Consider the following 22,806-nt stretch of genomic DNA (forward strand, 5'->3'; position numbering starts at 1 on the left):
GGCAGGGTAGCGACGAGCGTGCGACGCGTGGCCTTGCTGTCAGGTCGTGTTCGCGATGGAGTGCGCCGCCGTGTCCGCTCCCCTCTCCTCGCATCCGCTGCCATCGCAAACGAACACCCCTCCCGAGGGAAAAAGGCCGCCGGAGCACCTGCGCCGCATCATCGGGTCACCGCCGGGCCCCATCGTGGCGTTCCTGACGCGGGGCGTCTGGGCGCTGCTCACGTGGCTGTCACCGGCTGCACGCGATGCGCTGGCGCGCTTCGTCGCGAGCCTGGCCTACACGCTGGGCATCCGCCGCAAGGTGGCGCTGGACAACCTGGCGCAGGCGATGCCGGAGAAGAGTGAGGCGGAGCGCCGCGACATCGCGCGCGGTGCGTACCTCACGATGGCGCGCGTGGTGGTGGAGTCCCTGCCGTCCGGCGACCGGATGACGCCGGACTGGGACCAGCAGGGCATCGAGGGTGAGGAGGCGTGGGCGGCGCTCAAGGCGCACGTGGCCACGGGCAAGGGAGCGCTGCTGGTGACGGCGCACTTCGGCAACTGGGAGCTGGTGGGCCAGATGCTGATCCGCTGGGGCATCCCGCTCAACGCGCTGGTGCGTCCGCTCAAGGGCGCGCTGAACACGCGCATCGCGGTGAACCGGCTGGGCGCGGGCGCGGGGCTCATCTACCCGAAGGGCGCGATCCAGGAGATCACCGACGCGGTGAACCGGGGCGAGTCCGCGTACATGCTGCTGGACCAGGCGCTGCCCGCGAAGTCCGCGGTGTTCGTGCCCTTCTTCGGAAGGCTCGCGTCCACGACGCCCGCGATGGCGGTGGCCGCGGAGCGCACGGGCGTGCCGGTGTTCGTGGTGATGGGCGTGCGGCCTCCGGGCCCGGGCGCGCGGTACAGGCTGGAGGTGGAGGGCCCCATCCTCCCGCCCCAGCCCGGCGAGTTCGCGGATCCCATCACGGAGCACACCGCGCGCGTGACGGCGGCGCTGGAGCGCGCCATCCGCAGACACCCGGAGCAGTGGCTGTGGCTGCACCGCCGCTGGAAGGTGCAGCCTCCGGCGCTCGTGACAGCGCCGTCTCCGGGCCTGACCGAAGGCCCGAAGTAGCGCGCTACTCCACCACTACTCGGCGCAGGTGCGCGCCCAGGCGGGTCACCAGCTCGTAGTGGATGGTCTGCGCCCAGCCGGCCAGGGACTCGGCGGACACGGACTCTTCTCCATCGCGGCCCAGGAGCGTGGCCGTCACCGGGCGCTCGTCGGACGTGGCTCGCGTCACGTCCACCATCAGGTGGTTCATCATCACGCGGCCCAGCACCGCGCACCGCCGCCCGTTCACCAGCACGTGCGCCTTGCCTGACGCGAGGCGCGGATAGCCGTCGTAGTAGCCCACCGGCAGCACCGCCAGACGCGTGGGCTCCGGGCAGCGGTACGTGCAGCCGTAGCCCACGTACGCGCCCGCCGGCAGCCACTTCACCACCTGGCTTTTGCACCGCCACGACAGCACCGGCTTGAGCACCGGCAATTCGCCCAGCACCAGCCGCGCCGACAGCCGCGTCTCCGGCGAGGGCCACAGCCCATACAGCGAGATGCCCACCCGCGCCGCCTCGTAGCGCGCCCGGGGCAGCACCAGCGCCGCGGCGCTCGCGGCGATGTGCCGCTGCAACGGCTTCGCGGGCTTGAGCTGCGCCGTCAGGTGCCCCAGCGCCGTCTCGAACGCGTCCAACTGCGCCAGCGAGTACCCCTGCTCCGTCACGTCCTCCGTGTTGGCGAAGTGGCTGAGCACGCCCACCGGCTCGAACACGTCCGGCGCCTCCGCGAGGAACGCCGTCTCGCGCGGAAGCTGATCCAACGTGAAGCCCTCGCGGCCCAGCCCCGTGTCGATGTGCACGTGCACGCGCAAGGGGCGCGTCAGCTTCGCCGCGCGCAAGGAAGGCACCGCGTCCGCCCACGAGCGGTCCGCCACCACCACGTCGATGCCCTGGTGCGCCAGCACGACGGCCTCCTCCGGAGCCACCGCGCCCAGCACCACCACCTGCCGCGCGGGCAGCCCGTGCGCGGCCTCGTGCGCGCGCACCGTGAGCGCGTCCTGCGGGGCGATGAAGTAGAGGACGTCCACGCCCGCGTGCACCAGCGGCAGCACCTGCGCCAGACCGTGGCCGTAGGCGTTGCCCTTGAGCACCGCGCCCAGCGCCCGGGGCGTGGGACCCGTGGACTCCAGCGCGCGGAACGCCGCCACGTTGTGCTTGAGGTGGGATGCGCTCACCTCCAGCCACGAGGAGTACACCGCGTCACCCGGCCCGACTCCGAGCCCACCAGGCCCACCCGCGAGCCCACCGCCAACTCCAGCCACGTTCACACCTCCGCACCAGCCAACGTCCCTCCCGCCTCTACCAGCAAAGCGCAGGCCATGGGCGGCCGTGGCCGGAGGGCCACAGGAGGCCGGACGCTGGCTGGATGCCGCTCGGGCGGACGAGGGCGCAAGGGGGGCGCCCCACTCGGCCGGGCGGGCGTGCGCGGGTGGACACGCGGGGGGCCGAGCGTGTCCCGGGGGACACCTGACGGGTGGGAGGCGCGACGCGGCATGTCGCGTGACACGGCGGCGCGACAGGGGCCGGTGGTAGTGTCCCCTCCCGTGGCCGCCCCGGAAACGCCCCTAGCCCAGGCCTTCATGACCGCTCGAGGAAAGACGGAGCCGGCAGGCGCCCTCTCCGTCCTCCAGGAGCGGCTGGCCCAGGCCCTGGAAGCGGCCCGCCAGTCCTGGCCGGACATCCCGCTGGAGGGCTCGCGCTTCGCGGCGCACCTGGCCCGGCTGGTGCCCGCGGACGGCCACGAGGACGCCTGGGGCAAGCTGCACATGGCGGACGTGTACCTGGCCCGGGCGGCGGCGGACGGGCTGCCCTCCGCGCTGGCCACGTTCGAGGAGCGCCTCATGCCGGAGGTGGACGCGGCGGTGGCGCGGCTGAAGCTGCCCCCGGCCGGCCTGGACGAGGTCCGTCAGGCCCTGCGGCAGCGGATGCTGGTGGGCAGCGCGGAGGCCCCGGCGCGGCTGGCGGCGTACCCGGGCACCGGGCCGCTCGCGGGCTGGGTGCGCGCGGCGGCGCTGTGGCTGGCGCTGGACTGGCAGCGCCAGCGCTCCGGGCAGGCGCAGTCGGAGGACGGCGACCTGTCCATGCTGGTGGCGCCCGGAGACGACCCGGAGCTGGCGTACCTCAAGCAGACGTACCGCGCGGAGTTCACCGCGTCCTTCCAGGCGGCGCTGGCGGCCCTGTCCGCCCGGCAGCGCAACTTCCTGCGGCTGAAGTACCTGGACGGGCTGGGCATCGACCAGTTGGGGGCGCTCTACGGCGTGCACCGCTCCACGGCGGCGCGCTGGGTGGTGGGCGCGCAGGAGGAGCTGCTGGACGGGACGCGGCAGCGGCTGACGGAGCGGCTGCGGCTGACGCGCTCGCAGCTGGACAGCGTGCTGCGCCTCATCTCCAGCCAGTTGGACGTGAGCCTCAGCCGGCTCCTGCGCACCAAGGCCGAGTAGTAACGCGCCGCGCGAGGCCTCGACTGAAAGTGAGGGCTCCAAGAATCCGGGCCGGGCATTCGTGGCCGGTGCGTTAAAGAGAGGGGAGATGCGAACGCTCTTCATCGGAGATGTGCACGGCTGTTCCGCCGAGCTGGACGCGCTCCTGAAGGCGTGTGACTGGACGCCCGGCGACCGGGTGGTGCTGGTGGGCGACCTGGTGGCGAAGGGGCCGGACTCCGCGGGCGTGGTGCGGCGGGCGCGCGAGCACGGCTTCCAGGCGGTGAAGGGCAACCACGACGCGCACGTGCTGCGCTGGCACGGTGGGCACGCGGCGAAGGGCAAGAAGCTCAAGCCCGAGCACCGGCAGGTGCTGGACACGCTCTGCGCCGCGGACTGGGCCTGGATGGAGCGGCTGCCCTCCTATCTGCACCTGCCGGACCTGAACGTGCTGGCGGTGCACGCGGGGCTGGTGCCCGGGGTGCCGCTGACGGAGCAGAAGGAGGAGTTCCTCTTCAACCTGCGCAGCATCGCGGCGGACGGGACGCCGTCGAAGCGGCTGGAGGCGGGCGAGCCCTGGGGCAGCCTGTGGAAGGGCCCGGAGCTGGTCATCTTCGGCCACGACGCCATGCGCGGCCTGCAGAAGCACCCCTTCGCGGTGGGGCTGGACTCCGGCTGCGTCTACGGCGGCAAGCTCACCGCGTACGTGCTGCCGGAGGGGAAGTTCTACTCGGTGCCGGCGGCCCGCGCGTACATGGCGCTGTAGGCGCGGGCCCTTTCGTGCGCGGGCTCAGGGCTTCGCGCTCAGCATCTTCACGGCCCGCAGGGCGCTCTCGTTCTTCGGATCCGCCTTGAGCAGCTTCTGGTACACGGCGAGCGCCTCCGCCTTCTTGCCGGCCTTCATGTAGGCCATGCCCAGGCCGTCCTGCGCCTCCGCGTCGTCCGGGAAGAGGGCCGCGTTCTGCTGGAACACCTTCAGGCCGTCCTCCACCTTGCCGGACATGAACAGCCCGTAGCCCACGTGGTTGAGCACCGGCGGCGGCAGGCCGCCCTCGCCCTTCGTCTTGCGCGCCCAGGCGATGACCGCGTCCGCACCCTTCACGCGTGAGAGCAGGTCCGCCGTCATCACCGGCGACTTCAGGTGGTCCGGCACGGGCTGCCAGCCGTACTCCGTGACGATGCTCGCGATGAGCCGCTCGAAGAGCAGCACGCCGTTGTCCGAGTTGGCCATCAGCACGATGCCGCTCCCCTTGTTCCCCAGCGTCACCACGTGGGCGGTGAACCCGTCGTTCCACCCGCCGTGCTCGAAGCGGTCCGGCGCGTCGTCCAGCATGTAGCCCAGCCCGTACGGCCCGGACTGCTTCGTAAGCATCTGCTGCGTCATCGCCTGCGACAGCACGCGCTTCGACTTGCCGGCCCGGGCCTTCGCGACCTCCAGTTGAAGCAGCGCCAGGTCGGACGGCGTCGTCCACAGCCCCGCGGGCGCCAGCTCCGGGTAGACCTTCCAGCGGCCCTCCACCGTCTCACCGCTGGCGCGCGTGCCCGCGGCCGTGCGCGCCGCGAGCGCCGGCGGAAGCGGCTGCTCGAACGTGCTGTGCTTCATCCCCACCGGGTCCAGCACCGCTTCCTTCATGAGCTGGGGGAAGGGCTTCTTCATCACGTCCGTCAGCAGTTGCTGGACGACGACGTAGCCGCCGCCGCTGTAGCGGGCCTCCGTGCCGGGCACCCCGTCCACGCGCACGGCCTCCGTGTTCGCGGGCTTCTGGCCGTCGAGGATCTGCTGGACCGTGGGCAGGGGCTCGCCCGCGCCGTAGCCGGGGAAGCCGTGCACGGTGAGCCCCGCGCTGTGGCTGAGCAGCCGGCGCAGCGTCACCTTCTGCTCGCGGGTGAACTCGTTGTCGGGGACCTTCCAGGACTTCAGCGCGTCGTTGACGTTCGCGTCGAGCGACACCCGGCCCTGCTCCACGGCGCGCAGCGCGGCCAGCGCCGTCACCGGCTTGCTGACGGACGCGGCCTGGAACAGCGTCTCCAGCGTGACGGGCTCCTTGCCCCCCGCCTGCGTCACGCCATACGTCTTGCTCCACACGAGCGCGTTGCGGTCATACACCGCCACGCTCAGGCCCGGGATGCCGTACAGCTCCATCCAGCGCTGCACGGAGAGCGCCTGGGGCTTCTCTCCTGGCAGCGCCAGCGGCGCGAGGTTCGCCTCCATCCGCGCGATGCGGGCGGACTCGGCGGGCCGCGCCGTCCACTGCGTGGCGGGCGGCGGAGGGGCCTTGGGTGCGTCGGCCGCCGTGAGCAGGGCGACCGCCGTACAGCCCAGGAACAGCACCGGGACGAAGCGCGGGACGGCGTGGGACATGACGGACTCCGGGGTTGACCCGCGGGAGGGCACCCGCGGAAACGGAAGCTCAACCTACGAAGTCATGGCTGTCCTTGGGCCTTGGCCCGTCCCTGTGTCCGTCATGGTTTCGCCATGACGCGCGCGGGGTTGCCGTCAGTACGGCAGCGCTTCGCCGCGCGCCTGGACGGACGCCACCAGGTCCTGTCGCGCGGAGCCGTAGAGCCCCGCGTCCAGCACGCCCGCGCCGGTGTCCAGCAGCCACAGCTCCAGGGCGCCCGAGCCCCCGGACACCGCCGGGGCCGCCATGGCCACGCTGGTGGCGCCCAGCCCCATGGGCACCACGGCCGCGACGGCGGTCAAACCCATCGCCTTGAGGAAGTTCCGGCGGTTCGAGTCTTCCGACATGACACGCTCCTTCGCTTGGAAAAGCCCCGCCCTCTTCGGGCTTCAGGGTTGAGCAGCCTGCACCTGCGACGCCACCACCGAGAACAGCTCCGGGGCCAGGTGCGCCCTGGACCCCAGCAACAACCGCTCCTCCAGCGCCCGCGACGGGTCCTCGCGCAGCTGCGCGCGCCCACCCGCCACGAGTTCCACCACGTCGCGGTACACCGTGGCCCGCGCGCCGTCCGCCCACGTCACCGTGAAGCCCCGGTAGCCCAGCCCCACGTCCGGCAGGGGTCGCGAGCCTCGCGGCAGCGCATCCACGGCCTCGCGCAGGGCGCGCGACTCGTCGTCGGACAGCGTCCAGGTGGGTGGCTCGCGGCCACTGAAGACATCCACGCTCGCCTGGGCCGCTGACGCCATGGCCTTCTCCTCCGCGCCCGGTCCGTCCGCCGGAGCACCACCCGTCGCGCAGGCCCAGGCTCCCAGAAGCCCCACGCCCGCCGCCACCCAGACGCCTCGCGGTGAACGCTTCACGACACCGTCACGCCGTAGCCGCGGTAGTAACCGCAGAACACCGTGTAGCCGCCGCGGTTGGCCGTCTCCGGGTTGAGGATGAGCTGGCCGGCGTTGTCGGTGTTGCGCGCCGCCGTCCCGCCCGGCTTGTGGCACCAGTGGCTGTTCGCGCAGTAGCGGTACCAGTGGTAGTCGTAGTTCGGCCAGATGACGAGACAGACGTTGTAGTTGGCATCCGCCCGACACGACGTCTGCCACCCATCCCGCACCGCCCCGGTGCCCACCGCCGAGCAACTGATGCTCGTGTACATGGCCCCGGCCGCGCGGCCCGGCTGCGCGAAGGTGTTGGTGCGCAGGTTGCTCGCGAAGTTGTAGCAGTTGTTGTACGGCTGGTACGAGGCACCGTTCCAGAAGCTGAAGTCCGTGTCGCTGGTGAGCGCCGCGGGGTTGCAAATGGTCATCACGCCCTGCACGTCCTGCGACTGGAGGATGACGGACTCCGCCTCCGCCAGCACCGGGCCCGGGTCACGCAGGCCCAGCCGCGCGCTCTCCGCCGAGTGCAGCAGGAAGCGCGAGCTCTCCGCCGCCTCCGGCTGGAACGCGCCGCCCAGGCGCACCACCGGCGGCAGGCCCAGCCGCTTCCAGTCGTCCGCCATGCCGGTGTCCTCGGCGCGCACGATGAAGCCCCGGTAGCCCAGGCCGCCCGTGTCCGCGTCCAGCGGCAACAGCAGCGAGGAGTCCGCGCGGATGCGCTCCGTCAACTGCCGGGCCTCACGCTCCGTCAACGCCCACCGCGGATTGGGACGCCCCGAGAAGATATCCAGCTCGACAGTCACCATGTGACACCTCTGGAGACGCTAGGGATGTCGGTCCTGGATACGCTCAATGCCTCTCAGGGTCCATAGCGGAAAGCCGCTTTTGCTAGTTTTTACGCTATGACGCGATATGACGAATTTGAGCAGGGATTGAAGGATCCGCTCCGGCTCGCTGGATGTGGGCTCCGGGTGTCTTCCGCACGCACCTGGGGCTCTGCCATATTTCATGGAGATCGTCTTTTTCCGGGAGGAGTTCAACATGGTCCGCACCTCGAGCCTCGTCAGCGCCCTGCTCCTCGTCAGCGCCTGCCAGAAGCCCCCGGAGGCCTCCCCGGCCGCGCCGCTCGCGCCGCCCGCGCCGGAGGTCGCGCCGGTGAAGACGGCGCCGTTCTCTCTGTCGGTGCTCCAGGACGCGGCGCCGTCGGGCTGTACGTGGCTGCGCCTGGAGTCGGACGGCGGACGCAGGGCGCTGGTGACGGTGGACGCGGCGTGTGAAGGGCTGCAGCTCGCGTGGAGCGCGGATGGGAAGCACGCGGCGGTGCGGGACCCGGCCGGCAGCGCGCGGGGTCCGGGGCGTGTGTGGCGGGTGGACCTGACGTCCGGGCAGGGGGCGGCGCAGTTGCTGCCGGAGGAGGGGCTGACGGGCGCGGTGGGGTTCGACGCGGTGGGGCGGCTGGTGGCGCTGACGGCGCACACGGGCGAGCTGGTGCGGCGCGACGGCGCGTTCCTCTTCGACGGCCGGCGCATCCCCCTCCCGGAGGAGGACGAGGGCGCGGGCCTGGCGCACGCGTACCGGCTGGAGTCGGGGGCGTGGAAGCGCATCGAGACGGTGGCCACGCGCGGCGACGCGGACGCCGTGTTCGCGCTCACCACGGCGGAGATGCTGGTGTCCTCCACGCTGGGCGGGGACCCGGATGCGCTGGTGGCGCAGGGCCTGGACGAGGGCAGCCAGGACGCGGCCCGGCTGGACGCGGTGGTGCCGCACCGGGGGCACGACGTGTTCGGCGGCTGGGCGCGCCTGGAGTCGCGGGGCGGCCCGCTGTTCGCGTGGCAGACCGCGGGCGAGCAGACCGCGCTGATGATGCCGGTGCGCTGGGAGGTGGAGGACGGCCACCTGGCCGAGCCCGAGGGGCTCGTCCTGCCCGCCCAGGGCCTGGTGCAGGCGATGGCGCGAGGGGACCTGCTGCTGCTCACGGGCGCGACGCAGGTGCGCGTCTACGACGTGGGCTCGAAGCGCCTCGTCGCGTCGCTCAACGGCTTCCACGCCGCGAGGTTCTGGCCGGAGCCGGGTTCGCTGGTGCCGCACGGGGCCACCGCGGCGTCAGGGCAGCGGTAGGCGCGTTCCCCGGCCGCGAGGATGACGCTCAGCCCTGCGCTCCCAGGCCGTTGTTGAAGGCCGCGAACATGAGGGCTCCATAGAAGCCACCGCAGAGGCAGCACGAGAGCACGGGCGCCAGCAGCGCGCCCGCCAGCGCCGTGCCCCAACTGGTGCGGTGCAGCGAGCGGTAGGTGAAGGCGCGCAGGCCCACCGCCCAGAAGGGCGCGGCGTACACGGCGACGAAGGGAATCACGCCAACGATGTACGGCGCCTGCGAGAGCGCGTGCGCGCGCATCGTCACGGAGAAGCCGCGCTCCACGCCGCCCATGCGCAGGATGAGGTGGTCCAGGCCCGCGTTGACCAGCGTCATGCCGGTGCTGACGAAGGGCATCAGCACCGTCCAGGCCGCCATGCCCACCGTCATCCACAGTTTCATGGCCTGTGGGTCATCCACCCCCGCGTTCGCCTCGGGGACCATCCCCAGGATGATGCCGATGATGGCCGTATAGACGATGCCCGTGGTCAGGAAGCCCGCGATCGCGGACAGGAACACGAACTTCATGGAGCTGCCCACGGGCGCATCGGGGTTGATGCCCCGGAGCGTGTTCGTGGGCTGCATCAACAAGCCGTAGCACGTGCGCCAGAACGCCTTGAGCGTGCCCAGCTCCTCGCGCCGGTCCCATGGCAGCTGGCCCAGGGGTTCGCGCTCATGGCAGGTGACGCAGATGGCCCCTTCCGGCCCCTGGCGCAGACAGCGAGCACAGGCGAACGCACCACAGCGAGGGCACGTGGCCACGCTCGCCAACCCAGAATGCAAAGCACAGACCGGCTCGGCGCTGCCAGGAGTCGAAGCCACCAGCAGCGAGGCCCCGCACCGCGAGCACGTCTCCGCGCCGGGGGTGAAGGGGGCCTGACAGGAAGGACAGGAAGGCGTCATCGCCGCGCATCCTCGCACGGCTCGGGCTCCGTCACGCACGAGGCATCAGGGCCCGGGGGGCGGAAACCTGTCCGACTGTCGGACAGGTTTGGGACTGGCGCTATGGCTCGGGTGCTGTCTCTGGATCCACGGGCACCGTGGGCGACGTGCTCCCTGCCTTGTCCTGGGCCGGGGCCACCGCGCCTGGCGCTCGGGGGGCCCTTGCCTCCTGTGCGGCTCGGGCCTGACGGGCTCGCTTTGCCTGGGCCACCGCGGTCTTCGCCGCGCCTGCGTCACCCAGCGCCCGCTCCCGCTTCGCCAGCGCGTCCCACAACTCGGGCGCGTCCGGGTGCAACGTCACCGCGGCTCGCAGGAGGCCTCGCGCTACCTTGGGGGAACGCGTGTCCAGCAGCCGCCTCAGGAAGCCCGCGGGCGACAGCACCAGCGACCCTTCTGGCGTTTCGAATGCCTCGCGCACGTGCGGAATCGCTTCCGGCTCCCGGTCCGCCTCCATCAACCCCACCGCTTGCGCCAGGTGCGCGTCCATCGACTCCGGATGCAGCTCCGTGGCTCGCTCCAGCCAGCGCATCCGGTCCGCGGGCTTCCGCTTCGCCCGGTCCGCCAGCGTCAGCATTTCATCCGTGTAGTCCGGCCGCACCTCGGGGGCCCGCACCGCCGCTTCCTTCAGCGCGGGCCACAGCCGCTCCGGGTCCTTCGCCGCTTCCAGCCGGGAACGCCGCAGCGCCGGCACCTCCGCGCGCTTCCAGCCCGCGACGAAGCGGGCCACGTCGCCGCGCACCGTCGGGCTGAAGCGCTCCGCCTCCGGACACTTCAGCGTCTCGCACGCGGCCAGGTAGTCCGCGAAGAAGCCCGCCGCGCCCTGCGTCCGGTACGCTCGCAGCCGCTCCGCACCCATCGCCTTCTCCACCGTGGCCGCCATGTGCGCGCCCACGCGGATGAAGAGCGACTCCGCGCGCGGCTCGTGCGCGCCGCGGATCCGCTCCATCGCGCCCCGGCCGTCCCTGGCGATGGCCGCCCGGTCGAAGAGCGCCGACACCTTCGTGAACGCCTCCGACAGGTCCGTCTCCGGCGGCAGCGTGCCCGGGCCGCGCGTGGCCCAGTCGTGGTACGCGAGCCCGTAGCTCGCCAGCCGGCCCATGCCTTCGTAGACGACCGCATCCACGGGGTCCGTGAAGTGGCCGCTCCGGCCCGGCGCGCCCTCGTCCAGCACCGTCTCCATCAACCGCAGGGACAGCCGGCGCAGCCGCTTCGCCTCGTCCTCCACGTTGGTGGCCAGCGCGATGGCCGTGTCCTCCGCCGGCAAAATCACCAGCAGCGTCGTCGTCTCCGGCTGCCCACCCGCGTGCGCCACGATGTAGTGGCCCCGCAGCGGATAGGTCGCGAAGCCCATGCCATAATCAGTGATGTGCCCGTCGCGCGTGACCATGGTCGCCTGCATGCGGCCCATCGTCTCGCGCGTCACCAGCGAGTGGTCCAACACCGCGCGAGCGAAGCCCAGCAGGTCCTCCACCGTCGCGCGCGTGCCTCCGCCACCGAAGCGGCTGGTGACGTCCAGGAAGCGCGACGGCTTCAGCGCGGCGCCCGCCACGCGGTAGCCCACCGCCTGCTGCGCGTCGCGCGTGCTGATTTCATCCACGTCCGCGTGGCTCATGTTCGCGGGCCCGAAGACGTGGTCGCGCATGTACTCGCGATAGGACTGGCCGGAGGCGGTCTCCACCGCCGCGCCCAGCAGGTTGAAGCCCCAGGTCGTGTAGAGGTAGCGCGTGCCCGGCTCCGACATGAGCGGCCGGTCCGCGAACATCGCGATGGCCTCCTTCGTCGTCACCGGCTTCGTGTTGTTGCCGGCGCTCGGGCTGTCGTAGGTGGGCACGCCGCCCAGGTGGCCCAGGAGCTGCCGCACCGTCACCGGCCACTGCTTCACCGGGTACTCGGGCACCAGCGTGTGGATGTCCGCGTCCAGGTCCAGCTTGCCCGCCTGCACCAACTGCATCACGGCCACCGCCGTGAAGGACTTGGTGATGGACGCCATGCGGTACGTCGTACGCACCGTGGCCGGCAGCTTCTTCGCCAGGTCGCGGTAGCCGTAGCCGTTCATCCACCGCTGGCCGCCCCGCATCACGCCCACGGACAGGCCCGCCGTGGGGCCCTGCTTCAGGTCCGCGCGCACCAGCGCGTCCAGCGTGCGCTGCACCTCCGGCGGGAACTCGGTGGACTTCGGCTCCGGCGCGACCTTCGCGCCGGACTCCGGCGGGGTCGCGGGCTTCGCGGCGGGCTCGGTCGGCGCGGCCTCTGGCTTCGACGCGGCGGATCCGCTCGATGCGGGCGCCTGCGTCGCGACGGGCACCTGCGCGAACGCGGGCCCTGCTTCCAACAACAGACACAGCGCGACGAAGAGCCGCTTCATGGCACTGCCTCCGCGGTCTGGCCGCTTCCACTGCCCACCGGTGCATCCTCTCTCGAGGTCGTGAGCGCCGGCGCGGGCACCGCGCCCTCGTTCACCCAGCCCGCCAGCAGCGCGTCCGCGACCAGCTGTCCCAACAGGTCCAGCCCCTGACCGCGCGGATGCACCAGGTCCTCGTGCATGAACCCCGCCTGCTGGAAGCGCGCGAGCGAACCCGCTCCGCCCATCGCCGTGTAGAGGTTGAAGAAGCCGCAGCCCTCGGCGAGCGCCACCTCGCGCTCGGCCTGGATGGCGGCCTCCAGGAACGGCCGCTGCTTCAACGGCTTGCCCTTCGCGTGGCCGTCCTGCACCGCGTCCATCGGGCCCACCACCATGCACGCGCTGCCGGGCGCGGCGGCCCGGGCGCGGCGCAGGAGCGTGGCCAGGTCCTGCCTCACGGTGGGCAGGTCCGTGCGCTTCCACTCCAGGCGCTTGGACTCATTGCCGCCCAGGAAGAAGAGCAGCAGCTTCGGGTCGCGCTGCTGAAGCTGCGCCTTCAGCGCGTCCTCCTCCAGCCGGGCGTACAGCGTGGCATCCGCGGACGGCACGCCGAGCATGTCCAGCACGATGCCCGGCGCGTCCTTCTGGAGCACCACGCCCTGCACGATGGCGCCCTTGCCCTCCGCGGTGACGTCCAGCCACTTCGCGCCCTGGGGCAGGTCGAAGGACGTGGTGCGGCTGGCACCGTCCTCCTGGGGCTCCGTGCGCGCGAGCACGCTGCCGTCCACGGACACGACGAGGCGGCCCGCGCCCTTCACGTCCTTCCACCACAGCGTCCCGCGCGGCTCGCCGTCCAGCTTGAAGCGGCCCCGGGCGCGGTTCTCGGTGGCCACGTGGTACACGCCGGTGATGCCGAACGGGTGTGGCGGCGCTCGCAGCTCGCCCAGCGTGCGCGGCTGCCAGCCGTTGCTCACGGCGGCCGTGCGCGACCGTCCACCGTAGGGCGCCATGCGGTCCACCAGCAGCGCGCCCCGGCCCGCGTGGCCGAAGCCCGCCGACAGCTCGTCGCGGACCACGTCCACGATGCGGTCCCCCGCGATGAGCGAGTTGCCGAACGCGGCGACGACCGTGGGCGTCTTCGACGTGCCCTCCCGCAGCCCGTCCAGCGCGCGGAAGAACGGCGTCAGCGCGGACCGCTCGCAGCCGGTGCCGCTCGGCTCGACGCACGGATCCTCCACCGTGCCGCCCGGTGCCTGGAGCCGCGTGGCCAGCGCGTGCAGGTGTCCGGCGCGCTCGGTGGTGGGCGGCAGGGCGCGGAACGCGGAGCGCCCCGTGCTCCGAACCGGCGCGGGCATGCTCGTCGAAGCAGGCACCACCGTGGGAGCAGCGGCCGCCGTCTGCGCACTCGCGGCCTCTCCCGTGGCGGGTCGCGCGGCACTCGCCTCTGGCGGCGGGACGGCGTCCGTCGCGGGAGGCGTCGTCATGGGAAACCGGTGAGGGGGTGTGCGGGACTCGCACCCGGGGAGCAGCGCCCCCGCCAGGACAGCGAGCAACCCCGCCCGCCGGAGCCCCCGCGAGACGTCGGGAACCTTCATGTGGCCCGCGAGCGTAAACGAAAGCCCGGGGGCGCGCATGTTCTGGACCCCACGCTTGGCCGCCTTGCGGGCCGCCCCGCCGTGGCATCCCGGACATCGCATCCGTCCTTCATCACACGCCCTGCCCGGACGCCCGGCGGGAAGGCCGGTTTTTCCCGCGCCCCAGCGCAAATGCAGGGTCCGGCCGCGAACATGGTCCCTTCACATGTCGCGGTATGCCCCCAAATTATCCGCCGCGAATATGGGCAAGAACCGGCTCACAACGTGGACGAAGCTCCACCGGCGATTTGGCGACCACGTGCGCCGCATGCGCAACAGCCGCTCGCTCACGCAAGAGGCGCTCGCGGAGCGCAGCGACCTGTCCGTGGACGCCATCCGCCGCATCGAGCGGGGCGCCTTCTCTCCGTCACTCGACACGCTGGGCAAGCTGTCCGTGGGCCTGGACGTGTCACTGAAGACCCTCTTCCACTCCTTCGACCTGGAGCGCACCGACGGCGTGGCGGAGATCTGCGACTTCCTCGCGTGCCGCTCCGGCTCCGAGCTGAAGCTCGCGTGGCGCGTGCTCCAGGCCATGTTCGACGAGCGCTGAAAAAGCGCGCTCCCGTGCCGGTCGCACCCGGCAGATGTTCCCTGTCACCCCGGCCGCGTTTGCCCTATGCGTCGGGGCTCATGAGCCGCGCGCCTCCCACCCTCCTCCTCGTCGAGGACGACAGCGACCTGCGCGACGCGCTCGTGGAGATCCTCCACGCGGAAGGGCACACCGTCGTCGCCACGGCGACCGGTGACGAGGCCCTCGCGTGGCTTTCAGCGCACCCCATCCCCGCGCTGGTGCTCGTGGACATGTGGACGCCGCGCAAGGACAGCTGGCGGCTGCTGGACGCCCTGCACGGGCAGCCGCGCCTGGCGGACGTGCCCGTCATGGCCATCAGCTCCAGCGAGGAGCGCCACCCCGCCATCCGCGAGGTGCTCTCCAAGCCCTTCGACCGCGACGCCCTGCTCGCCGGGGTGCGCCGGTTCGTGCACGCCCTGCACTGAAGACGGCAGCGCTCAGCCGCCGCGTGACAGCCGCCCCGCGACACCGGGGTCCAGCTTGAACGAGTCGAAGAAGCGGTCCGCGTCCCGCGGCGCGCGCCCCTCCGGGTGCAGCAGCAGTTGCTGGTACAGGCGCGGGCCCACCATGAAGAAGCGGCCGCGGAGGCGGCGCGGACCGGACAGTCCCCCCACCTCCTGGCCCGGGAAGCCGCCCTCCATCTGCAGCGGCTTCGCGCTGATGGCCGTCGCGCCCAGGGCCTCCAGCGCGCCCTGGCTGGCGCGGTCCACCACGTCGCGCGGGCTCACCTGCGCCACGGCCGTGGGCGGGAAGTCCGTATAGGAGACGTAGTAGGCGGTGTCGTCCTGCGTGCGCGCGGCGATGAACGTGTGCAGCGTCACCTCGCCCACGTCCGTGGGCTGCACGCGCCGCTCCTCGGTGACGGGGCCGGGGAACGTCACGCTGAAGCCCCCTTCCGGGGACCGCACGACGGAGGACGGGGTCTCGCGCACGGGCTCGGCGGCGGACACGGGGGGCTCGGTCTGGGTGCGCCCCGCGCACCCGGCCAGCACCAGCAGGGCGGCCAGCGGCACGGCCCGTGGGGAACGCTTCATCATCCAGACGGCTCCTGACATGGAGCCGCAAGGTACGCCCTGCCCTGCCCGGGCGCATCCCTTCGCGTCACCCGGGCACGCTTCAGGCAACGGTTGCCTCCGCCCTCAGTGCATCACGCCGGCGGGCTCCTCGTCGTCGGAGGGAGCGGGCGGCTCCGGCGGGCCGGCGGAGGAGGACACCCGGGCCAGGTGGACGCGGAACACGGAGCCCTGGCCGGGCTGGCTCTCCACTTCAATGCGGCCGCCGTGCGCTTCGATGATCCGCCGCGACACCGACAGCCCCAGCCCCACGCCCGGGGCGCGCTGCTTCGCGTTGCCCGCGCGCTGGAACGGGACGAAGAGGTTCTTCAGGTCCTCCGGCGACATGCCGATGCCCTGGTCCGCCACGGCCACCACCACCTGCTCGGCGTCCCCGCGCACGGACACCTCCACGCGGCTGCCCGAGGGGGAATACTTCAGCGCGTTGCTCACCAGGTTGTTGAGCACCTGCTCCAGCCGGGCGGGGTCCGCGCGCACCAGCACCGGGGTGTCCGGCACCACCAGCTCCAGCATGTGCCCGGAGTCGCCGGACTGGTACAGCTCCACCACGGAGCGCGCCAGCTCGCGCGTGTCGCGCACCTGCGGCTGGAGCTCCAGCTTGCCGGCCTCGATGCGGGTCGCGTCCAGCAGGTCTCCCACCATCTGGTCCAGGCGCGCCACCTGCCGGCGCACCAGGGCCAGCGTGCGCTGCATCCGCTCCGGCGTCACCTCACCGCGGCCGGTCAGCGCCGTGGACAGCTTCAGCGCGGACAGGGGGTTGCGCAGGTCGTGCGCCACGCCGGCCAGGAACGCCAGCTGCTGCTCCTGCTGGTGGGTGAGGCTGTCCGCCATCTCGTTGAAGGTGTGGGCCATGTCGCGGATCTCCAGCGGGCCCTGCTCGGGCGCGCGCAGGTGCCGCCCGCCCCGGCCAAAGCCAGCCATCGCGTGCCGCAGCGCCGTCACCGGCCGCAGCGCGAAGCGCCGCAGCCAGAAGATGACCAGCCCCAGCGTCGTCAGCAGCAGCAGGCCCAGCACCAGCCCCAGCAGGTTGGCCACCTCGCTCCAGTACGTCGCGCTCTGGCGGGCCTCCTGCGCCTGGTCCACGTTGAGCTGGATGAGCCGCTCCAGTGAGCGCAGCGCCGCGTCCAGCGACGCCATCGCCGCCGCGTCGTGCTGGGCCTGGGAGAATCCCGCGCCCAGCGGTGCCTGCTGGGCATGCAGGTAGGCGTAGACCTGCGTCTGCACGTCCGCCACCATGTAGCGCTCCTCCTGGGTGGAGGCGGTGGCGTGCATCTCCACCATCTGGCGGCGCAGGTCGGATTCAATCTGCGGCGGCGAGCGCCCGCGCGACGGGTCCGCGAGGATGGGCGACCCCGGCAGCGCCACCATCCGCGAGTGGACGAGCAGATCCACCTCCAGCTCCTCGGCCTGCCGGACGCCCTCCACGGATTCACTCAGCGTGGAAGCCATCCGCTCCAGGGCGGTGGTCAGCACCACCAGCAGGGTGGCGGCCACCACGGTGAGCAACACCAACCCACCCACCACGGTGGAGAAGAAGGCGCGCAGGCTCATCGCGCCTCCTGTGCGGGCCTCCAGCCAACGTGCCTGGTCATGTTCGGGCATCCTCCCTCCGGACCCTCGCCAACCCCTCTGGTCGCCGCTCTCTTCCTGAGGAAAGCAACAAGCGTCCGATATCGTGGATTCGCACCCGGGTTGCGGGCATGCCCATGCCTGACGTGGCCCTCAAAAGGAGCCGGCCCACCGAGGCCCGGCCATGCTAGTCAGCACGGACACGTGGCTCGACGCGCCCCTCCCCCGTCTTTGGGCGCCCCCCTTGCTTTGATGAGGTCACCCGATGGATCTGCTCGCACCACCGGCCCGCACGCTGAACTTCGACGCCTTCTGGCGCTGGCTCCAGGAGCACACCAACTGCATCCTGCGCTGTGGCTCCCCCGACATGACGTTGTTCGACCATGACGACTTCCACTGGATGCTGATGGAGGAGGAGCGCCAGCACGTCCTCCAGCTCATCAAGGGCAAGTCGCTGGTGGGCGAGATGGTGATGGTGGGCCGTGAAATCTCCGAGGTGACCATCTCCCCGGATCCGGACGCGGATCCGCAGGCGGGGCACTTCCTGGCGGAGCTGATGGGCGGCCCCAAGGAGGACCCGCAGGTGCTGTACCACTTCATCATGGCCCACGGCATCGAGCCGGTCGCCGGCCACCAGGGCTTCAAGCACTAGCGCGCCACGCGCTCGATGGCCTCCACCGCCGCGTGGACGCCGTTGATCCAGGAAGCGGGCCGCGCGAGGGGCCCTTCCTGGAGCCGGGTCTGGAGCAGGGACGCGACCTTCGCCTCCAGCTCCTCGGCGTCCCCCACCCGCTCCGCCTCCTTCAGCCGCAGGGCCTGCCGGTCGTAGAGCCGGGGACGCGCCCAGGCCACCAGCGGCGTCCCGGTGGCCCGGGCCTCCTGCACGGTGTTGTAGCCGCCCGCCCCCACCAGCACGTCCACGCCCCGCAGCACCGCGAGCGCCGGCCAGACGGCCAGCCCCGCCACGTGGGCCGAGGGAACGAGCCACCGCACCGCCGCCTGTTCCCCCAGCGATGCGCGCAGGCGATCCGCCGTCGCCCCGGCCTCCGCCACCTCCTCCGGACGGCCGCAGCCCATCACCGCCACCACGGGCCGCGCGTCGCCATCCTCCAGGCCCAGCCGCCGCCGGGCCTCTTCCCGGGGCAGCAGCGCGTCCGCGTCCAGCAGCAGCCACGGCGCCGTGCGCACCGCGCGCGGGTGGTGCGCGAAGGGCGCGTCCTCTCCGGGCACGACGAGCAGGTCGAACGCGTCCACGGCGCGGGCCACGTCGAAGCGCTCCACGTAGACGGGGTTCAGGTCGCGGTGCACCAGCACGCGCGGCGCACGCACCGTGGGCAGCAGCGCCACCAGCTCACCGGCGAGCCCGCGCGGAAAGGTGTCCACCACCAGCACGTCGGGCGTGGCTTCCGCGAGCCACGCGCCCACCGCCGCCACGGTGGCGGCCTTGTCCTGCCCCGCGTCCACGCGGTGCACGGTGGCGCCGGGCCCCAGCCAGGACTCCAGCGGCAGGCCAGGGGCGAACGGGCTGTTGGTGAGGACCTCCACCCGGTGGCCCCGCGCCACCGCCGCGCGGGCCAGGGCCGCCGCGCGCGTCAGGTGGCCCAGGCCGCCGCCGAGCGCATAAAGGCGCCAGTGCTGACGTCGCCCGGCCACGCTCAGCTACCGCCCAGGTCCTCCTCGAAGGAGGCGTCGTCCTCGCGCCGCACGCTCTCGCCGTCGGCCTCGGTGAAGTCGTCGCGGTCGTGGGTGCTGGAGGACGACGACCCGCCGGAGCCCCGCCACGCGTCGCGGCCGTAGTAGCCGTAGTCCTCGTAGTAGTAGCTGGGGTCGTCCTCGTCGGGGCTGGTGTCGTCCGGGTTGCGGTTCTCGTCGCCGTTGTCGGCGGTGCGCGCGCACGACACGCAGACCGCCTCCCCGCCGTCGAGCGTGCGCAGGTGCAGCGCGCAGATGGGCTTCTGGCAGCGCATGCACTGCATGGACGCCCCGCGCTCACAGGGGTGGGAGAAGAGGAAGCCGGAGGTCTCCAGACACTGCTCGGCGGACGCGAAGGAAGGGGACATGGCTTGGAAGGCTCAGGGCGACGCGGCGCCCGCGGGAGACTGGAGGCGGAAGAGCAGGGCCATGCGCACGGGCAGGTCCAGCGAGGAGAAGCCCAGGCACGCGGCGGCTTCCGGGGACACGGGCTGCTTGGTGGCGAGCACCGTCTTGCCGGACGGGTCGCGCAGGGACAGCTTGCCGTCGCGCACCTTCACGTGGACCTCCTCCGCGCCGGACGCGCCCTTCACGGACGCGCCGCCACCATCGGAGGCCACGGTGTAGAGCACAGCGCCCTGCGCGTCCGTGAGCTTCCACCCGGCGCCCTCGCGCGCGAGCGTGTAGCGCACGGCCGAGCGCGCGGCGTCCTTCACCTGGAACGCATCCGGGCCGCCGGTGACGTAGGCCAGCACCGCGTCGTCCGGACCGGACACCTTGAGCTCGCCGCCCTTCCACTTGTAGCGGGCCAGCTCCTGGTCCTCGCCGTCGACGAGCTTCGCGCCGTCGTCCTTGGGCTTGAGCGAGAAGCGCTCGCGGTCGTCGCCGTCCTTGAACTTGAGCTTGGCGCCGGCCTCCTTCGGCTCGGCGGCGGCTGCGGAGGCGGCAACGGGCGTCGCCTGCGTGGGCTGCGCGCCGGAGGCAGGGGCACCGCCTTGAGAGCAGGCCGAGGCCCCGAGCACACCGAGGCCCACGAGGAACAGGACACGAAGCTTCACGACGTGGACCTCACGTTCCCGGGCTGACCCCGGGAGCTGGAGTGGTTGAGCACCTGGTACAGGCTCAAGAGCATCATCGTCACGGTGCGCGACGCGTCCGGCTCGGCCTCGTCTGCCGGCTCGGCCTCGTCTGGCGGCACCTTGGACGGGGCCCTGGGGGCCTGGGCCACCCAGTCCTCGTCCAGCAGGACGCGCAGTTCCACCCGGTCCTCGGCCACGCGCACCCGCTTCAGCCTGGCACCGGGGGGCAGCCGCACGGCGCCCAGCGCGTGGGCTTCCATGGCCGCGAGCCCCGGGTAGCGCTCCGGCTTCACACGCAGCGCCACCGTCATCAGGCTGCCCCCGCTCCGCTTCTGCTTGGTCTTCGACTTGAGCGCGGTGGTCTTCGTGCGGCGGAGGATCCGCACCTGATCCACCACGGACAGGCGCAGCTCCGTGCCGTCCGCGAACGGGCCCCGCAAGGACAGCCACGGCTGGACGAAGTCCTCGCGGGTCCCCGTGCCGTGCTTCCCATGGTGGACGCGATTGCCCTGCGCCAGGGGGGACGTCAGGTCCAGCGTCACGTCCACGGGCGCCTTCGCGTCCAGGTCCACCTGGAAGCGCTGGAGCAGCGTGGCCAGCAGCAGGCGGCGCTGCTCCTTGTACGGCGCCAGGAACCGCTCCTCCATGAACCGCGACGTCTCCATCAATGGCCCGACCCCGCCCGTGAAGGACACGATGAGCACCATGAAGCCGCCAAACAGCGTCAGGAAACACACGAAGCCGAACAGGACGGACAGTCCTTCCTGCTCCGAGGGCAGCAGCCGGAGGATGACGAAAGACACCACGGCGGCGAGGAGCAGCCCCAGCCCGAGGCGCCTGGCTTTGCGCGCCTGCTGCTCGGGGTCGGGGCCGGGCTGTGCTTCCGGGGCGGGCGGGGGCCGCGGATCCATGGCGCGCAGGTCCCCCAGCACCTCCGCCACGGGCGCGCGCTTCGTGTAGACGCGGGTCTTCTGGGGGGCTTCGCGGTCGAGCGGCACGGGAGGAAAACCTTGTTGGCCGAGCGTAGGAGGCGCCTCCTGACAGGTCAAACCGCCTGTTGGCGCCCCTGCGCCGGGCCCTGCTGCCGCGCGGCGCCCAGCACCTGGTAGAGGCTCAAGAGCATCATCGTCGCGGTGCGCGACGCATCCGGCTTCTCCGCCTCTGCTTTCCGGGCATGGGCCACCCAGTCCTCGTCCAGCAGGACGCGCAGCTCCACCCGGTCCTCGGCCACGCGCACCCGCTTCAGCCGGGCGCCGGGGGGCAGCCGCACGGCGTCCCGTGCACGCGCCTCCTGGGCCAGGAGCCCGGGGTGACGCTCCGGCTTCACGCGCAGCGCCACCTGCAGCAGGCTGACCCCGTCGCGCCGGGCCTTGGTCTTCAACTTGCCGCTCGCGCTGACCTTCGAGCGTTGGAGCGTGCGCACCTGATCCACCACGGTCAGGTGCAGGTGCGTGCCGTCCGCGAACCGGCCCTGCAGGGACAGCCACGGGTCGACGAAGTCCTGGCGGGTCCGGGGCCCCTGGTTCTCCAGGTGGACGCGCTTGTGCCCTTCCACGGCGGACGTCAGGTCCAGCTTCACGTCCACGGGCGCCTTCGCATCCAGGTCCACCTGGAAGCGCTCGAGCAGCGTGGCCACGAGCCGGCGGCGCTGCGCCATCTGGGGTTCCACCCAACGCGGCCCTCCCGCCTTCAGCTCCAGGTCCATCCCAAACACCTTGGACACCACGAGCGTCACGAAGCCGCCGAGGATCATCCCGATGCACAGGAGGATGAGCCCGGCGTGGGACCCGTCCAGCACGAAGCCAAAAACCCCCAGGCCCAGCACGCCGGCAATGATGAGCCCCGTCCCCACGCGCGCGCCCATCTGGAACGCGTTCAGCGGGGGCTTGGGCGGCGGCGCCTCCATGCTCCGCAGGTCCTCCAGCACCTCCGCCACGGTCGCGCGCACCTGGTAGTGCTGGGTCTTCTGGAAGGCTTCGAGGTCGAGCGGCACGGGAGGGGAAACCTTCTGACGGGTCAAACCGGCTGCTGGCGGCCCGGCGGGGCGTTGCGCCGGCGCGTGGTGCCCAGCACCTGGTAGAGGCTCAGGAGCATCATCGTCGCGGCGCGCGCCGCGTCCTGGGGCGCGGGAGGCGTCAGCGCCTTGGGCGCCTTGCCGGGCGGCGGAGCGGGCTTCGTCGTCACGACGCTCCACTCCTGGTCCAGCACGGCGCGCATCGACAGGCGGTCCTCCGCCACGTCCAGCCGCGACAGCACCACGCCCGGGGGAAGCCGCGCGGCCTGCTTCGCGTTCGCGCGCAGGGCCGCCAGCCCGGGGAAGCGCTCCGGCTTCACGCGCAGCCCCACCTGGAGCAGCGTCTTGCCCTTGCGCTTCGTCTTCAGCTTCGTCTTGCCACTGCTGCTGCGGCCGTAGCGCTTGCGCTTCTGCAGGTGGTCCACGGCGGACAGGTGCAGGTGCGTGCCGTCCGCGAAGCGGCCGTGCAGGGACAGCCACGCGTCGGTGAAGTTCTCGCACTCCCACCGGCCCTTCTTGGTCTTGCCCACGGACTTGCGCGCATCGTCGCGCGGCCCCAGGTCCAGCTTCACGTCCACCGGCGCGTTCACGTCCAGGTCCACCTGGAAGCGCTGGAGCAACGTCGCCAGCAGGCCGTAGCGCCGGTTGTCCAGGTCCGTGCGGCCCGCGCGCGCCCGGATGATGAAGAGGGCGATGCCCGTCGCGAAGCTCGCGAAGGCCAGCGGAATCAGGAACGGCGGCAAGATGAACACGACGCTGAGGGCCAGGCAGCTCCAGGCGGCGATCCACAGCCTGCGCCGCTTCTGCTCCGCGCGCGCGTCCAGCTCCGCCAGCGCCTTCAGGTCCGCCAGCACGTCCACCACCGGGCCGCGGGTTTCGTAGACGTACGTCTTCTGGAATTCGGAGGGGTCGAGCGCCACGGTGGGGAGCCTTGGTCAACGGTCAGCGGGAGCAGCCGCGCGGGAGCGTAGGAGTCGCCCCCG

At 72.1% G+C, this 22,806-nt stretch carries 23 protein-coding genes; 7 read left to right on the forward strand and 16 right to left on the reverse strand.

All coding sequences use genetic code 11. The annotated features are described in order from the left end of the window. The first annotated feature begins 70 nt into the window (after positions 1-70). Positions 71-1,099, forward strand: a complete 1,029-nt coding sequence (locus tag JYK02_RS20645) for a lysophospholipid acyltransferase family protein (RefSeq protein WP_431603487.1) — start codon at positions 71-73, stop codon at positions 1,097-1,099. Positions 1,100-1,103: 4 nt separating this feature from the next. On the opposite strand, the gene alr is transcribed toward JYK02_RS20645, so the two are convergent. Further along, the gene (gene alr, locus JYK02_RS20650) at positions 1,104-2,342 is read right to left on the reverse strand and encodes an alanine racemase (protein ID WP_347402539.1); all 1,239 of its coding nucleotides are present in this window, start codon (positions 2,340-2,342) and stop codon (positions 1,104-1,106) included. A 318-nt stretch (positions 2,343-2,660) separates the two neighbouring features. On the opposite strand from alr, the gene JYK02_RS20655 reads away from it, so the two are divergent. Next, positions 2,661-3,521 (forward strand): sigma-70 family RNA polymerase sigma factor, encoded by an 861-nt coding sequence (locus tag JYK02_RS20655; protein WP_207053403.1) that lies wholly within the window; start codon positions 2,661-2,663, stop codon positions 3,519-3,521. Between the two features lie 88 nt (positions 3,522-3,609). Then, the gene (locus JYK02_RS20660; RefSeq protein ID WP_207053405.1) at positions 3,610-4,266 is read left to right on the forward strand and encodes a metallophosphoesterase; all 657 of its coding nucleotides are present in this window, start codon (positions 3,610-3,612) and stop codon (positions 4,264-4,266) included. 24 nt (positions 4,267-4,290) lie between these two features. Here the strand turns inward: JYK02_RS20660 and JYK02_RS20665 are convergent, their stop codons facing one another. The 4 genes from JYK02_RS20665 to JYK02_RS20680 all read right to left on the reverse strand — a co-directional run bounded on the left by JYK02_RS20665 (position 4,291) and on the right by JYK02_RS20680 (position 7,580). After that, positions 4,291-5,862: a serine hydrolase gene (locus JYK02_RS20665; RefSeq protein ID WP_207053406.1), complete on the reverse strand. Its 1,572-nt coding sequence runs from the start codon at positions 5,860-5,862 to the stop codon at positions 4,291-4,293. A 135-nt stretch (positions 5,863-5,997) separates the two neighbouring features. Further along, positions 5,998-6,249 (reverse strand): twin-arginine translocation signal domain-containing protein, encoded by a 252-nt coding sequence (locus tag JYK02_RS20670; RefSeq protein ID WP_207053407.1) that lies wholly within the window; start codon positions 6,247-6,249, stop codon positions 5,998-6,000. A gap of 42 nt (positions 6,250-6,291) precedes the next feature. Then, complete coding sequence (locus JYK02_RS20675) at positions 6,292-6,762, reverse strand: hypothetical protein (protein ID WP_207053408.1); 471 nt, start codon at positions 6,760-6,762, stop codon at positions 6,292-6,294. Beyond that, a complete protein-coding gene (locus tag JYK02_RS20680; RefSeq protein ID WP_207053409.1) occupies positions 6,759-7,580 on the reverse strand; it encodes a hypothetical protein in 822 nt (273 codons plus the stop codon). The genes JYK02_RS20675 and JYK02_RS20680 overlap by 4 nt, the downstream gene beginning before the upstream one ends. 235 nt (positions 7,581-7,815) lie before the next feature. On the opposite strand from JYK02_RS20680, the gene JYK02_RS20685 reads away from it, so the two are divergent. Further along, positions 7,816-8,892 (forward strand): hypothetical protein, encoded by a 1,077-nt coding sequence (locus tag JYK02_RS20685; protein WP_207053410.1) that lies wholly within the window; start codon positions 7,816-7,818, stop codon positions 8,890-8,892. A 28-nt stretch (positions 8,893-8,920) separates the two neighbouring features. Here JYK02_RS20685 and JYK02_RS20690 read toward each other — a convergent pair whose 3' ends face one another. The 3 genes from JYK02_RS20690 to JYK02_RS20700 all read right to left on the reverse strand — a co-directional run bounded on the left by JYK02_RS20690 (position 8,921) and on the right by JYK02_RS20700 (position 13,675). Beyond that, positions 8,921-9,670 (reverse strand): YIP1 family protein, encoded by a 750-nt coding sequence (locus tag JYK02_RS20690; protein WP_207053411.1) that lies wholly within the window; start codon positions 9,668-9,670, stop codon positions 8,921-8,923. A 241-nt stretch (positions 9,671-9,911) separates the two neighbouring features. Continuing rightward, complete coding sequence (locus JYK02_RS20695; RefSeq protein WP_207053412.1) at positions 9,912-12,215, reverse strand: serine hydrolase domain-containing protein; 2,304 nt, start codon at positions 12,213-12,215, stop codon at positions 9,912-9,914. Then, positions 12,212-13,675 (reverse strand): GDSL-type esterase/lipase family protein, encoded by a 1,464-nt coding sequence (locus JYK02_RS20700; protein WP_242588824.1) that lies wholly within the window; start codon positions 13,673-13,675, stop codon positions 12,212-12,214. The genes JYK02_RS20695 and JYK02_RS20700 overlap by 4 nt, the downstream gene beginning before the upstream one ends. Before the next feature lie 352 nt (positions 13,676-14,027). Here JYK02_RS20700 and JYK02_RS20705 point away from each other — a divergent pair, with 352 nt between their 5' ends. Together JYK02_RS20705 and JYK02_RS20710 are read left to right on the forward strand one after the other, a co-directional pair. Further along, entirely contained in the window at positions 14,028-14,375 is a 348-nt protein-coding gene (locus tag JYK02_RS20705; protein WP_277991396.1) for a helix-turn-helix domain-containing protein, read from the forward strand. Between the two features lie 80 nt (positions 14,376-14,455). Next, entirely contained in the window at positions 14,456-14,821 is a 366-nt protein-coding gene (locus JYK02_RS20710; protein WP_207053417.1) for a response regulator, read from the forward strand. Between the two features lie 12 nt (positions 14,822-14,833). On the opposite strand, the gene JYK02_RS20715 is transcribed toward JYK02_RS20710, so the two are convergent. Together JYK02_RS20715 and JYK02_RS20720 are read right to left on the reverse strand one after the other, a co-directional pair. Beyond that, positions 14,834-15,433, reverse strand: a complete 600-nt coding sequence (locus JYK02_RS20715; RefSeq protein WP_242588825.1) for a hypothetical protein — start codon at positions 15,431-15,433, stop codon at positions 14,834-14,836. A 102-nt stretch (positions 15,434-15,535) separates the two neighbouring features. Beyond that, positions 15,536-17,020, reverse strand: a complete 1,485-nt coding sequence (locus JYK02_RS20720) for a HAMP domain-containing sensor histidine kinase (RefSeq protein ID WP_207053420.1) — start codon at positions 17,018-17,020, stop codon at positions 15,536-15,538. Between the two features lie 283 nt (positions 17,021-17,303). On the opposite strand from JYK02_RS20720, the gene JYK02_RS20725 reads away from it, so the two are divergent. Then, a complete protein-coding gene (locus tag JYK02_RS20725; RefSeq protein ID WP_171413405.1) occupies positions 17,304-17,690 on the forward strand; it encodes a serine/threonine protein kinase in 387 nt (128 codons plus the stop codon). Here the strand turns inward: JYK02_RS20725 and JYK02_RS20730 are convergent. Genes JYK02_RS20730 through JYK02_RS20755 form a run of 6 tightly spaced genes read right to left on the reverse strand, consistent with a single transcriptional unit; the run spans position 17,687 to position 22,743 of the window. Then, entirely contained in the window at positions 17,687-18,691 is a 1,005-nt protein-coding gene (locus tag JYK02_RS20730) for a glycosyltransferase (RefSeq protein WP_207053422.1), read from the reverse strand. The two genes, JYK02_RS20725 and JYK02_RS20730, sit on opposite strands and share 4 nt — an antisense overlap. A 2-nt stretch (positions 18,692-18,693) precedes the next feature. Beyond that, positions 18,694-19,098 carry a hypothetical protein gene (locus JYK02_RS20735; RefSeq protein WP_207053424.1) on the reverse strand — a complete coding sequence of 135 codons (405 nt, stop codon included), beginning with the start codon at positions 19,096-19,098 and terminating at the stop codon, positions 18,694-18,696. Between the two features lie 12 nt (positions 19,099-19,110). Continuing rightward, positions 19,111-19,788, reverse strand: a complete 678-nt coding sequence (locus tag JYK02_RS20740; RefSeq protein ID WP_207053426.1) for a hypothetical protein — start codon at positions 19,786-19,788, stop codon at positions 19,111-19,113. Continuing rightward, positions 19,785-20,807, reverse strand: a complete 1,023-nt coding sequence (locus JYK02_RS20745; RefSeq protein WP_207053428.1) for a hypothetical protein — start codon at positions 20,805-20,807, stop codon at positions 19,785-19,787. Before JYK02_RS20745 ends, JYK02_RS20740 begins: the two co-directional genes overlap by 4 nt. Before the next feature lie 47 nt (positions 20,808-20,854). After that, entirely contained in the window at positions 20,855-21,802 is a 948-nt protein-coding gene (locus tag JYK02_RS20750; protein ID WP_207053430.1) for a hypothetical protein, read from the reverse strand. A gap of 23 nt (positions 21,803-21,825) precedes the next feature. Then, positions 21,826-22,743, reverse strand: coding sequence for a hypothetical protein (locus tag JYK02_RS20755; RefSeq protein WP_207053433.1), 918 nt, complete (start codon positions 22,741-22,743; stop codon positions 21,826-21,828). Positions 22,744-22,806: the final 63 nt, after the last annotated feature.

The organism is Corallococcus macrosporus (assembly GCF_017302985.1).
Lineage (GTDB): Bacteria > Myxococcota > Myxococcia > Myxococcales > Myxococcaceae > Corallococcus > Corallococcus macrosporus_A.